Consider the following 666-nt stretch of genomic DNA (forward strand, 5'->3'; position numbering starts at 1 on the left):
GCGGTTGACGTTGACGGTGGCATTGCCGCCGCCGACCGACGAGGACACACCGAGCGCCTTGAGCAGGTCGGCGCGTCCGGTCACGGACAGATCAGCACCCGTGGAGCTCCTCAGCGTGACGGCGCCCGCAGCGACGCTCGAGGCAGTCTGGCTGACGCTGGTCGCGATCGTCGCAGCACCGGCGCTGATGGCAGCCGTCTTGACGCCGCTGGCGAGGTCGACCGCGGTCAGCAGGTCGCTGACGGTCGCAGCCGGCGCAGCCGTGGTGCCGAGATAGACGGTGGTGTTGCCGCTGCCGTCGGTGACGAGGTTGCCGCTGACGCCCGAGCCGGTCGGAACCGCGGTGCTCGCCGGGGCAGAACCCGCGCGGAAGGTGATGGTCTTGCCGTTGACCGTCAGCGTGTCGCCGTCAGCGGGCTGGGCGTTGCCGACCAGGCCGGTCGCCGTCGCCGCACCGTTCGCGATCAGGGTGATCGCACCGGTCAGCGCGGTGGTGCCGTCGCCGGCCGTCGCCGCCGCACCGGTCAGGGTGCCGATGGTAGCGCCGAGCGTCGTGGTGCCGCTCGCGGCCGTCGTACCGCCGGCGGTGCCGTTGTAGAGCACGTTGCTGCTCGCGGTCGCGCTGGCATAGGACGTCGTGCCGCGCAGGTCGGCCGCCGTCGCACC

General features: G+C 72.5%; 1 protein-coding gene. It reads right to left on the minus strand.

Annotated elements, in window-relative coordinates:
- Positions 1-666 (minus strand): DUF1522 domain-containing protein (locus tag I6F33_RS37905; RefSeq protein ID WP_225145790.1); only part of this gene is annotated, 666 nt, incomplete at both ends.

The sequence above is a fragment of the Bradyrhizobium sp. BRP20 genome (assembly GCF_020194215.1).
GTDB lineage: Bacteria > Pseudomonadota > Alphaproteobacteria > Rhizobiales > Xanthobacteraceae > Bradyrhizobium > Bradyrhizobium yuanmingense.